At 47.1% G+C, this 13,509-nt stretch carries 7 protein-coding genes; all 7 read left to right on the forward strand.

Translation table 11 applies throughout. The annotated features are described in order from the left end of the window. Positions 1-115 precede the first annotated feature (115 nt). Positions 116-1,663: an MFS transporter gene (locus D2V93_RS17190; protein WP_119620318.1), complete on the forward strand. Its 1,548-nt coding sequence runs from the start codon at positions 116-118 to the stop codon at positions 1,661-1,663. Between the two features lie 117 nt (positions 1,664-1,780). Next, complete coding sequence (locus D2V93_RS17195) at positions 1,781-4,078, forward strand: NADP-dependent malic enzyme (protein WP_072878226.1); 2,298 nt, start codon at positions 1,781-1,783, stop codon at positions 4,076-4,078. 36 nt (positions 4,079-4,114) lie between these two features. After that, entirely contained in the window at positions 4,115-4,696 is a 582-nt protein-coding gene (ruvA, locus tag D2V93_RS17200; RefSeq protein WP_119620276.1) for a Holliday junction branch migration protein RuvA, read from the forward strand. A 5-nt stretch (positions 4,697-4,701) separates the two neighbouring features. Further along, entirely contained in the window at positions 4,702-11,826 is a 7,125-nt protein-coding gene (sov, locus tag D2V93_RS17205) for a T9SS outer membrane translocon Sov/SprA (protein WP_119620277.1), read from the forward strand. Positions 11,827-11,927: 101 nt separating this feature from the next. Beyond that, complete coding sequence (gcvH, locus tag D2V93_RS17210) at positions 11,928-12,308, forward strand: glycine cleavage system protein GcvH (RefSeq protein WP_119620278.1); 381 nt, start codon at positions 11,928-11,930, stop codon at positions 12,306-12,308. Next, complete coding sequence (locus D2V93_RS17215) at positions 12,301-12,708, forward strand: VanZ family protein (protein ID WP_147377428.1); 408 nt, start codon at positions 12,301-12,303, stop codon at positions 12,706-12,708. The genes gcvH and D2V93_RS17215 overlap by 8 nt, the downstream gene beginning before the upstream one ends. A gap of 52 nt (positions 12,709-12,760) precedes the next feature. Next, positions 12,761-13,465, forward strand: coding sequence for an energy transducer TonB (locus D2V93_RS17220; protein ID WP_072878237.1), 705 nt, complete (start codon positions 12,761-12,763; stop codon positions 13,463-13,465). Positions 13,466-13,509 lie beyond the last annotated feature (44 nt).

Raw genomic sequence — 13,509 nt, forward strand, 5'->3', positions numbered from 1 at the left:
CCAAAAATGCTTCATTTGATGATTTGGATGGAAAAAATGCTATATTGAAGGTGTTTTTTTTGAGGAATTGATATTTGCCCAAAAGCCAGATAACAAAACTAACCGAACTCCGACCATGATCAAGATTACAAAACCCAAATTGAGTTTTTGGCAGATTTTCAATATGAACGTTGGGTTCCTTGGGATCCAATATAGCTTTGGGCTTCAGCAGAGTGCCGTGAACTCTATTTTTCTTTGGCTTGGTGCAAAAGAAGAGATGCTGCCCATACTGAACATAGCAGGCCCTGTAACCGGATTGGTGGTCCAGCCAATAGTTGGGGCGATTTCGGACAAAACATGGTCGTTTAAATGGGGCCGTAGGAAACCGTTCTTTTTGATAGGCGCAATTATGGCAAGTATTTGCCTTTTTGCCTTTCCCCAAAGCCCTTCCCTGTGGTTTGCCGCTGGGTTGTTTTGGATTTTGGATGTGGGCAACAACATGGCTATGGAACCCTATCGTGCCTTTGTTGGGGATAAACTCCCAGATGAGCAGTTGAGTTTGGGTTACCAAATGCAAAGTCTTTTTGTCGGGGCTGGGATTTTATTGGCGACTGGGGCCATTGTTTTTTTTCAGAAATTTTTTGGCGCTGAAGAGCCAGAAGTCATTGGCGTAATCCCCAAATGGGTATTTTACCCTTTTCTGATAGGTTCCATTTTGTCCATAGCGACCATTCTATGGTCGGTATGGAAAACTCCTGAGATTCCCCCAAGTGAGGAAGAAATAAAAAGCATACGTGAATTTAACAAAGGCAAGCCTTCTGCATTTGTCCAGATAGTAGGAGTGGTATTCATCCTTTTTTCACTACCCTTGTTATTGGGCTTTTTAATTGGCAAACAATACCCAGCTTTGTTCGAAGACATCAATTTATGGGTGGTCATCGTGCTGTTGATTTGTGCTGTTTGGTTCTCTTACCTTTTTCGCCTGATAAAAAAGAATACGGACAATACCTCGATTAAAAAGTTTGCAGATGTTTTGGCCCCTTTCTTGGAAGTGGGGAATGCTGTAAAGGATATGCCTAGGTTCATGTGGAAAATAGCTGCGGTTTATCTTTTCCAGTGGTATGCATTGTTTGTGTATTGGCAATTCATTACGCCGCTTCTGCGAGTCACCATGGAAATGGATACTTCCGAAGCAACTGCCCAAGCAGCAACAATGAGTTTGACTTATAATATTGTGACTACGGTCGTTGCGCTTCTTTTGGTGCCATTGACAGTGCGCTTCGGGGGTAAGAAGGTTTATGCTTTAAGCTTGGTTGGCACGGCCGTTGCCCTTTTTGCCATTCCACAGATTTCAGATCCTGTCCATGTGTTGTATCCCATGGTATTGTTCGGTATAGGTTGGGCAGCCATGATGGGCATACCTTACAGCATGGTCTCCAAAATTGTGCCACAGCAACGCCGGGGGGTATATATGGGAATTTTGAATATGATGATTGTGATTCCCATGTTTATACAGACCATTTCTTTTGGTCCTATCTTTAAGCATCTGTTGGTGGCAAATTCCGTGAATGCTATCCTATTTGCCGGGGCTTGCTTTGTTGTCGCAGCAATTTTGGCCATGCGGCTCACCCTTCCCAAAAGCAAGAGGGATACCGAACTGGATGTGGAAATCCCGGAGATATAGAAGGGGGCTTAAAACCTTTATTGTGGTTTAAGGTTTGATTTTATATCAAAATTGGTGTTTATGGTATTACCTAAAAACCATGGAATGCCCTACCTTTACTCTTTCATTAGCTACTATATGAGTAAGGAAAAACAAAGAAGGGAAGCGTTACTTTATCACGCAAAGCCACAACCAGGAAAGATAAAGATAGTACCGACCAAACCGTATTCCACCCAAAGAGACTTGGCATTGGCCTACTCCCCCGGAGTAGCGGAACCTTGTTTGGAGATCGCAAAGAACAAGGACGATGTCTATAAATATACCGCCAAGGGAAACATTGTTGCTGTCATATCCAACGGAACGGCCGTTCTGGGATTGGGCAATATTGGCCCGGAGGCATCAAAACCCGTGATGGAGGGAAAAAGCCTTCTGTTCAAGATTTTTGCCGATATCGACGGGATTGATATTGAATTGGATACTGAGGACGTAGATAAGTTCATTGAAACTGTCAAAACCATAGCCCCTACGTTTGGGGGCATCAACCTGGAAGATATCAAGGCACCCGAGGCCTTTGAGATAGAAAGGCGCCTGAAGGAAGAACTGGACATTCCGGTCATGCACGATGACCAGCACGGCACCGCCATCATTTCGGCAGCAGCCTTGCTCAATGCCCTGGAAATCGCCAATAAGAAAATAGAGGAAGTGAAGATCGTGGTCAGTGGCGCAGGAGCCGCCGCCGTTTCCTGTACCCGTCTATACAAAGCGTTCGGCGCACGTGGGGAGAACATAGTAATGTTGGACAGCAAGGGGGTCATCCGAAGCGACAGGGAAAACCTTTCCTCGGAAAAAGCAGAGTTTGCTACCGATCGTAAAATAGACACACTTGATGAGGCGATGGTGGATTCCGATGTGTTCATCGGGCTTTCCATAGCCAATATTGTTACGCCAAAGATGCTCAAGTCCATGGCGAAGGACCCCATCGTTTTTGCCATGGCCAATCCAGACCCAGAAATCGAATATGACCTGGCCTGCAAGACCCGAAAGGACATCATTATGGCAACAGGCCGCTCGGACCATCCTAACCAAGTGAACAATGTGTTGGGATTCCCCTTTATTTTTAGGGGGGCTTTGGATGTCAGGGCCACCAAGATCAACGAAGAAATGAAAATGGCCGCGGTCATGGCCTTGGCCGATTTGACCCGGGAATCCGTGCCAGAGCAGGTGAACATTGCCTATGATACCACACGATTGGCCTTTGGGAGGGACTACATCATCCCAAAACCTTTTGATCCCCGATTGATCACCAAGATCCCGCCAGCAGTGGCAAGGGCAGCCATGGAAAGTGGTGTGGCCAAGTATCCCATTCAAGACTGGGATAGGTATGAGGAGGAACTCTACCAAAGATCGGGCAACGACAACAAAGTGGTCCGATTGATGCACAATAGGGCCAAACAGAACCCCAAGCGTATCGTTTTTGCCGAAGCGGAATTGTTGGATGTGCTGAAAGCGGCACAGATTGTCCACGATGAGGGCATTGCGACCCCCATACTTTTAGGGCATAGGGAGACCATAGAGAACCTTAAGAAAGAACTCGATTTTGATGCCAAGGTACCGATCATTGATCCAAGGGCAGATGAATCCAAGGAGTTGAGGACAAAATATGCATTGAAACTCTGGGAGTCCAGAAAACGCAAGGGAGAGACCAAGTACAGTGCTCGTGTGAACATGGGCAAGCGCAACTATTTTGGCGCCATGATGCTCCAAGAAGGCGATGCCGATGGGATGATCTCGGGATATTCAAGATCTTACCCAAGGGTGCTCCGTCCCGTATTCGAGGTGCTGGGAAGGGCCAAAGGAGTGAAAAATGCCTCCACGGTGAACATCATGATCACCGAACGGGGCCCACTTTTCTTGGCAGATACGTCCATCAACATTGATCCAACTGCAGAGGATTTGGCAGAGATTGCACGAATGACCGCCAATGTGGCAAAGACCTTTGGTTTCAACCCTGTGATGGCCATGCTTTCTTATGCAAACTTTGGATCGTCTAGTCACCCACATGCACAAAAAGTGAAGGAGGCGGTTCGGATATTGCACGAAACAGATCCCGATCTAGTCGTGGATGGAGAGATCCAGACTGATTTTGCCCTGAGCCAAGAGCTGTGCAACAATAATTTCCCATTTTCAAAAATATCCGGTAAAAAGGTGAACACGCTGATCTTTCCGAATTTGGAATCGGCCAATATCACCTACAAACTGCTCAAGGGACTGAACGAAGCGGATTCCATCGGTCCCATCATGTTGGGATTGCCCAGGGCGGCCCACATCCTGCAATTGGGTGCCAGTGTGGATGAAATGGTGAACATGGCCGCCGTTGCGGTCATTGATGCCCAAGAACGCGAAAAAAGGAAAAAGGCTAGAATGGAAGCGGAATAAGGTTCCAAATCGATTGCCGAACAATCCGGAAAGACTATGATCGACCATTTAAGAGGAAGACTGGTAGAAAAAAATCCCACCTATGTGGTAGTGGAGTGCCATGGCGTGGGCTATTTTCTGAACATTTCGCTGCACACTTTTTCGTTGCTGAAAGACGAAGAGAACATCCATATATATACCCATTTATTGATCAAGGAAGATTCCCATACCCTTTTCGGTTTTATGGAAAGGTCGGAACGTGAGATTTTCCGCTTGTTGATCTCGGTCTCAGGGGTGGGGTCCAGCACGGCAAGGACCATGTTGTCCTCCCTTTCCCCTACCGATGTGAGGGATGCCATTGCTAGTGGGGACGTAGCTTCCATACAGGCTGTCAAAGGGATCGGGGCCAAGACGGCCCAGCGTGTGATCTTGGACCTCAAGGACAAGATTTTGAAAGTCCTGGACATGGGTGAAGTTTCAACAGAATCAAACAATACAAATAAAGAAGAAGCGTTATCTGCATTAGAGGTTCTTGGTTTCGCCAGACGACAATCTGAAAAGGTGGTCGAGAAGGTGTTGTCCCAAGACGCTTCGCTAAGCGTTGAGAACATTATTAAACGGGCGCTGAAAAATTTGTAACTAGTTTGAAAAAAGGGGCAAAACCAATACTTAAACCAACAAGCTTTAAGTACTTCTTCTTTGTGGTTTGTTTCCTGTCCATAACCGCAATTTTCGGACAGGAGACCAACGAACAGGCTCAAGATACCGTACCATCGGGAGTTGAGCTTGGTCGCCTCATTTTGGAGAATCCTGACAGCATCATTGCCAAATACACTTACGACCCCAAGACCGATAGGTACATCTATACCGAAAGTGTAGGGGACTTCAATATCAACCATCCCATCATCCTTACCCCAGAGCAATATTATGATCTGGTCCAAAAGGAACAGATGAGATCTTATTTCAAACAAAAAATAGACGCCTTTACAGGTAGAAAAGAAGGTAGTGAGGAAGCTAGAAAAAACCTCTTGCCCAATTTTTATGTGAACAGCAGTTTCTTTGAGTCCATCTTTGGAGGAAACACCATTGAAGTGGTCCCACAAGGTTCCGTGGCAATGGACCTTGGGGTCCTGTGGCAAAAAAATGACAATCCGGCCCTTTCGCCCAGAAACCGGACCAATCTCTCCTTCGATTTTGACCAGCGCATCAGTCTGAGCTTGTTGGGAAAAGTAGGGGAACGACTCCAGGTGACGGCCAATTATGACACCGAGGCCACGTTTGATTTTCAGAACCTCGTCAAACTGGACTATACGCCTACCGAAGATGACATTCTTCGCAAAATTGAAATAGGTAACGTCAACATGCCCTTGAACAGCTCGCTCATCACAGGGGCACAGAGCCTGTTCGGGGTCAAGACACAATTGCAGTTTGGAAAGACCACGGTGACCGCCGTTTTTTCCGAACAACGATCGCAGAACAATACCGTTGTGGCCCAAGGCGGGGGAACAGTGAATGAATTCTCCCTGACCGCTTTGGACTATGATGAGGACCGCCACTTTTTCTTGGCCCATTATTTTAGGGACAATTATGATCGTGCCCTCCAGAACTATCCCTTCATACAGAGCCAAGTGCAGATTACCCGTTTGGAAGTTTGGGTGACCAACCGGAACCAACAGACGCAAAATGTGAGGAACGTGGTGGCCATCCAAGATTTAGGGGAATCCGAATTGGGAAGAAATGGCCGCGAAAAGACCAGGATAGGGATTGCCAATGGTGATCCTGCAGGGTTTTTCAATATCATGGGAACGGACGTGTTGCCCCAGAACGCCGCTAACGATTATGATCCCAAGTTGATTGGGAATGGAGGTGCATTGACGCAGTCCATCCGGGACATTGCCACAGTGGAAGCAGGGTTCAATGTTCCAGGGTATCAGGTGAACCAAGGTTTTGACTATGCCATTTTGGAAAATGCCCGAAAACTGGAACAGGGCAGGGATTATCAGTTCAACACCCAATTGGGCTACATCTCTTTGAGCCAGAGCTTGAGCAACGACGAAGTACTTGGGGTCGCTTTCCAATATACCATAAACGGACAGGTATTCCAAGTTGGGGAATTTGCCAACGGAGGGGTCGATGCCACAACGGTATCGGGGGGTGTCAATCCCATTATCGAGAACAACACCTTGATCTTGAAACTGCTCAAGAGCAACATCACCAATGTGGAAGACCCTATTTGGGACTTGATGATGAAAAACATATACTCCACAGGAGCCTATCAGTTGAGCCAGGAAGACTTCAAACTGAACATCCTATACTCCGATCCCACGCCGCGGAACTACATCACACCTGTAGATCCGAACGCGGGTTGGCCGGATGGGCTTGAGGATCAAATATTATTGAGGGTCTTCAACTTGGACCGATTGAACGTATACAACGATGTGCAGCCTGGAGGAGATGGCTTTTTCGATTATTATGAAGGAATAACCGTGGATTCCCAGTCTGGACGGATCATTTTCACAAAGGTGGAGCCTTTTGGGGAATACCTGTTCAACGAGTTGGGCGGTGGGGTCTACGATGTCAATAACGATCAAGGGTACAACGCCAATCAAAGGCGCTACGTGTTTAGGAACATGTATGCCAAGACCAAGGCCGCTTCGCTTCAGGATGCGGAAAAGAACCGTTTCCAGTTGAAGGGAAGATACAAGTCACAGGGAAACAATGGTATTCCGATCGGGGCTTTCAACGTGCCTAGAGGGTCCGTGCGTGTCACTGCCGGGGGGCGTCAGCTTCAGGAAGGCATAGACTATACGGTAAACTATCAGGCGGGGACGGTACAGATACTGGATCCCAGTTTGGCGGCATCCGACACCCCCATCAATATTTCGGTGGAGAACAATGCCGTTTTTGGCCAACAGACCCGAAGGTTTGCAGGAGTCAATGTGGAACACAGATTCAATGAAAACTTTGTTTTGGGAGGTACCATGATCAACCTGAATGAGCGACCCCTTACCCAAAAATCCAACTATGGGGTGGAGCCCGTCAACAATACTATTTTCGGATTGAACGGAAACTTTAGTACGGAGTTGCCATTTTTGACCCGATTGGCGAACAAATTGCCAAATATCGATACCGATGTGCCTTCCAATATGTCCTTGCGTGGAGAAGTGGCCTTTTTAAAACCCAATTCGCCCAAAAATGCCGATTTCAGGGGGGAGACCACCACCTATCTCGATGATTTTGAGGGAGCGCAGGCCTTGATAGATATCCGTTCTTCCTTAGGGTGGACCTTGGCCAGCCCGCCGGTTGAATTTTTACAGGACCGCACTGGAATAGATGTGGGCCATGAACGCGCCAAAATGGCCTGGTACACCATCGACCCCATTTTCTACACCAACCAAAGACCATCAGGGATGTCCGATAACGATATTTCCCTAAACTCGACCCGAAGGGTGTTCATTGATGAGGTGTTCACCGAGACGGACATTGCCCAAGGGCAGACACAGGTGCAGAGCACGTTGGACATCGTGTACTATCCCAATCAAAAAGGACCCTACAATGCCAATCCAAGTTTTGAGACCGAAACGGCAGCCAACAAATGGGCAGGTATCATGCGTCCGTTGAGCAGTACCAACTTTGAACAGTCCAATGTGGAGTTTGTGCAGTTTTGGGTACTTGACCCCTATGTGGACGGCGAGACCACCAATACCAACGCAGGGGAATTGGTGCTCAACCTGGGCAATATTTCGGAAGATATATTGAGGGATGGTCGCAAGCAGTACGAAAATGGATTGCCAGCGAGTACCAACAACGAGATTCCCCGGGAAACCCCTTGGGGACAAGTGCCTTCAACACAGTCCTTGGTCTATGCCTTTGATGCGGACGAGACCAACAGGGTTCTTCAGGATGTAGGTCTAGATGGCTTGGATGACGCTGCCGAAGCAACCATTTATAATGGTCCTGCGGAAGATCCAGCTTTGGACAACTATCAATATTATTTGAACCGCGAAGGTGGGGTTTTGGAACGATATCTTGATTTTAACAATACCCAAGGCAACTCGCCCGTGGCTGTGACGAACACCAATAGGGGCTCCACCACTTTGCCCGATGTGGAGGACATCGATAGGGACCTTACCATGAACACGGTGAACAGCTATTATGAATACAGAATTCCGATAGGCCCCAATGTCACTATTGATGATAAATATGTAACGGATATCCGGGAAGGAATGACGCCCACGCTTCCCAATGGCACCCAATTGAACAGACGATGGATCCAGTATAAGATTCCATTGAGTGATTTTACCGATGCCGTGGGAGGTATCGCCGACTTTAGGTCCATCAGTTTCATGCGAATGTATCTTACCGGTTTTTCGGATGATGTGGTATTGCGTTTTGCAACTTTGGATTTGGTGCGTGGCGATTGGAGGACCTATACCAATTCCCTGCAGCCCGATGTGGACAACGATCCCACCGATGATGCCACAGTGACTGATGTGAACACAGTGAACATTGAAGAAAATTATGGAAGGCAACCCATTCCTTACGTATTGCCTCCTGGAGTGATCAGGGAACAATTGAACAACAACAACACCATCATTCGTCAGAACGAACAGTCATTGTCGTTCGTAGTGGAAAACTTGGAGTCCGAGGATTCACGGGGGGTGTTCAAGAACGTGAACATCGATGTGCGCCAATACCAACGCATCAAGATGTTCATGCACGCCGAAAAAATAATGAACGGGGACTATTCTGATAGCGATACGCCCTTGGTCGGTTTCCTTCGGATAGGTACCGATTTCTCGGAAAACTTCTATCAAATAGAACTTCCGCTCCAGTTTACCCCATTTGGTTCCACATCTGCAGAAGAGATTTGGCCCTCGGTGAATGAACTTGACATTGCGCTGAGCGATCTGAACAAGGTAAAGTCCAAGGGAATTGCTGAACAGACCCTGAACGATGTCAATTATTATGAGATTGTGGATGGGGAGGCCGTTCCCGTGGCAGAATTTGCGCCAAGGACTTTGGGACGCGTGCGTATTGGTATTCGGGGTAACCCCTCATTGGGAAGTATCCGTGGAATGATGGTCGGCATCAAGAACATTGATGATGTTCCGGCTCGGGGCGAAGTCTGGTTCAATGAACTTCGGTTGGCCGGCCTTGACAATAATGGAGGTTGGGCAGCCATAGTGGCCATGGACGCCAACATGGCCGATTTTGCCAATGTTTCCGCTACGGGGAGCAAGAGTACCTCAGGGTTTGGTTCAATTGATCAAATGCCGAACGAGCGTTCCAGGGAAGATGCCATCTCCTATGATGTGGTCACCAATGTGAACGTGGGACAACTATTACCCAAAAAATGGAACATACAGTTGCCGTTCAACTATGGGATTTCAGAAACCTTGATCACCCCAGAGTTTGACCCAGTTTACGATGATCTTAAATTGGAGGACTTAATTGCAGCCGCGCCTACTCCAGAACAGGCTGAAGATACAAGAAAGAGGGCTGAGGATTATACCAAACGGACTAGCATCAACTTAATCGGGGTCAGAAAGAATAGAGGGGAAGAGGCGGAGGCCAACTTCTTTGATGTGGAAAATTTCACCTTCAACTATTCCTATAATGAAACCAATCACAGGGATTTTGAAGTGGCCGATCTTCAAGATCAGAATGTGAACACGGGTTTTGTATATAACCACAATTTTAAACCAGCACCCGTGGCTCCTTTCGCCAAAAAAGATTCATTGTTCACAAGCAGATATTGGCAATGGCTTAAGGATTTGAATTTTAATGCACTGCCCACAAGTCTGTCGGTGAATGCAAACTATCTTCGTTCTTTCAATCAACAGAGGTTTCGTTCAGTTTCAAATGATAATAATGCAGATTTGTTGGAATTACCACTTTTGCAGCAGCGAAACTATATGTTCAACTGGCAATATGCCCTCAACTATAGCATCACCAAATCCCTTCGGTTGAACCTGACGGCCTCCAACAACAACATTGTCCGCAATTATTTCAATGTGGATGAAGACCCCGATTCGGGCATTGACCAAACGCTTGGCCTTTGGGATGGATTCTTTGATATTGGAGAGCCCAATAGGCATGCCCAGCAGATGCAATTGAACTACGAGCTGCCCTTCAGTAAGTTTCCGTTCCTCAATTTCATCAACGCGCAATATACCTATACCAGTAATTTTGATTGGCAACGTGGTGGGGATGCATTGATCGAAGTGGCAGGGGAAAACATCAATATTGTCCAGAACGCAAGCACCCACAACCTGACGGCCAATTTGGGCATGCAACGGTTCTACGACTTTTTGGGGTTGAAGAAAAAAGGTGGCAAGGTACTGGCCAACCAGCCCCCTGTACGAAGGGACAAAGCGGGCAACCCGGTGAGTGGTACCGATGAAAATGCACCGAAAAAGACAAGTAAAGGCTTCAATACGTTGGTGGACATCGTGACGATGGTCAAGCGTATCAATGTCAACTATAGTGAGAATAGGGGAACAGTGCTTCCGGGTTACACCCAATCCGTTGGGTTCATAGGTACAACGCGCCCAACCTTTGGGTTTGTGTTCGGAAGTCAGTCCGATGTGCGCTACGAAGCGGCCCGAAACGGGTGGCTGACCACCTATCCAGAATACAACTCACAATATATAAGGAGTGCCAACAAACAGTTGAACCTTACCGCTACCGCACAACCGACACAGGACCTGACCATCGATTTGACGGCGGACAGACAGTTTACGAGCAACTCACAGGAAAATTACAGTCCTGAGCGATGGATCAATTTTGAAGATGGCTTGGTCAACGAAATGGGGAATTTCAGCATCTCTACGGTGATGATCGGGACCATTTTCAACAAGAGCGACCAATTCGATTCCGAGACTTTTGAACAGTTCAAGCAGAACAGGATCACCATTGCCAACAGATTGGTGGCCGACCGCGGAGGAAATCCAGGTACACTTGATGAGGATGGGTTTCCTGAACTTTACGGAAAGACCCAGCAAGAGGTATTGCTCCCTGCTTTCTTTGCAGCATACACAGGGCAGGACGTGAACCGGGTGAACTTGGATGCTTTTAGGGAAATCCCGATTCCGAACTGGAACATCAAGTACACAGGTTTGATGAAAAACCGTTGGTTCAAGAAGAAATTCAAACGGTTCTCTTTGAGCCATGGCTACCGTGCGGCCTATAGCATCAACCAGTTCCAGACCAATTTGGAACGGGAGAACACCACCATCGACCCAGAGACCAACGATGTGCTACCAGAAACCTTGATCAACAACGTGGTGCTGACCGACCAGTTCAATCCCTTGATGCGCATGGACTTTGAAATGCAGAATTCCTTCAGCTTCTTGGCAGAGATCAGAACGGATAGGACACTTTCCCTGAGCTTTGACAACAACCTGCTCACGGAGATCAACGGTAAGGAATATACCCTTGGATTGGGCTATCGGTTCAAGGACGTGAAATTTGTCACCAACATTGGTGGGGAAAAGACCCGTTTGAAAGGGGATCTTAACCTCAAGGCCGACCTTTCGTTGCGGGACAACATTACCATCATCCGCAACTTGGACATCGACAACAACCAGATCACTTCGGGTCAAAAGCTCATGTCCGTCAAGTTCACGGCAGACTATGCCTTGAGCAAGAGTTTGAACGCCCTTTTCTTCTACGACCATTCCTTCTCGGAATTTGCGGTTTCCACGGCATTTCCGCAGACCACCATCAATGCGGGCTTTACCCTTCGTTACAATTTTGGCAACTAAGGAAGGGGTTGGGAATTTCTTGAATTTTGTTCATCGGTTTGTTTGAAAAGCAGTCCACAATCCGTTACATTTGCCCATCGACAAATTCAAACACTGCTATAATGAACATACCGTCAGAATTGAAGTACACCAAGGACCATGAATGGGTCAAGATAGATGGGGACATTGCCACTGTGGGCATTACCGATTTTGCCCAGGGCGAATTGGGGGATATCGTATATGTGGAAGTGGAAACTTTGGATGAAACCTTGGACAAGGAGGAAGTTTTTGGGACCGTTGAGGCCGTAAAGACCGTTTCCGATCTTTTCTTGCCCTTGAGCGGTGAGATCATCGAGTTCAATGAAGTTTTGGAGGACGAACCCGAAAAAGTGAACACGGATCCTTATGGTGAGGGCTGGATGATCAAGATCAAGATCAGCGATCCTTCCGAGGTTGACGAACTGATGAGCGACGAAGACTACAAGGCATTGATAGGTGCTTAGGCATTACAGATACACCGTATTGTTCATAAGCTGGGTATTGTTCATCACAATGCTCAGCTTATTTTCTTTCTCGGATATGGATTTGGACGAGGGCAATCTGAACATCCCCTATGCGGACAAAATGGTGCATTTCACCTTCTATTTGGTCTTTTCCATACTTGGTTGTCTACTGGTCCGAGAGCGCACCAAAGGGCTTTGGTCCTTGGGAAAGGCGACAAGGGTAATCGTGATCTTGGCCGTATCCTATGGCATAGTTATTGAGGTTTTACAGTACACGCTCACAGAAGACCGCATGGCCGAATTTGGGGACGTTATCGCGAATAGCTTAGGGGCATTTGCAGGAATCGGACTAGTTCGGTGGCTTTTTTCCAAGGAAAAGCCGTTAAAATGGAAATTTTAATTGTTTATTTAACCAATTAATAATTAAATTAGCAAACACTAAATTTAGAAAGATGGAACCAAAAAAGAATCCAAAAGCTGACGTAGGAAGAAACAGCTCGCTCTATTTTGTGATAGGGTTGGCCGCTGTCTTGGCGTTGGTTTATGGAGCCATGGAGTGGAAGAAATACGACAAGGCTAACGACTATGACATTTCGATGAACGTTGAGGATCAGTTGGACGAGGAAGTGCCGATGACCGAACAGATCAAGACACCACCACCACCACCGCCACCAGCGGCACCGGAGGTCATCGAGGTTGTGGAAGATGAGGAAGAAGTCGAGGAAACCGTGATCGAATCCACAGAGACCAGTCAGGAAGAAGAAGTCATAGAGATCGAAGAAGTTGAGGTAGAAGAGGTAGAAGAAGATATCAGTGTTCCATTTGCCGTTATCGAGGACGTACCTGTTTTCCCAGGTTGCGAAAACGCAGCCAACAAAAAGGACTGTTTCCAAGAGAAAATGCAGGACCACATCCGTAAAAACTTCCGCTATCCTGAAATCGCCCAAGAAATGGGAGTTCAAGGTAGGGTGAGCGTAATCTTCGTGATCCAAAAAGATGGAAGTATCGGGGATATCAGAATGCGTGGACCGGACAAGAACTTGGAAGCCGAGGCCATGAGGATCATCCAAAAACTGCCTAAAATGACTCCAGGAAAACAAAGGGGAAGAGCAGTTAAGGTACCGTTCAGTATTCCAATTACATTTAAGTTACAATAATAAGTATACAATTCCTGTCGAGGCAGGAATGGAAAAAGCCCTGA

This window comes from Flagellimonas taeanensis (genome assembly GCF_003584105.1).
Lineage (GTDB): Bacteria > Bacteroidota > Bacteroidia > Flavobacteriales > Flavobacteriaceae > Flagellimonas > Flagellimonas taeanensis.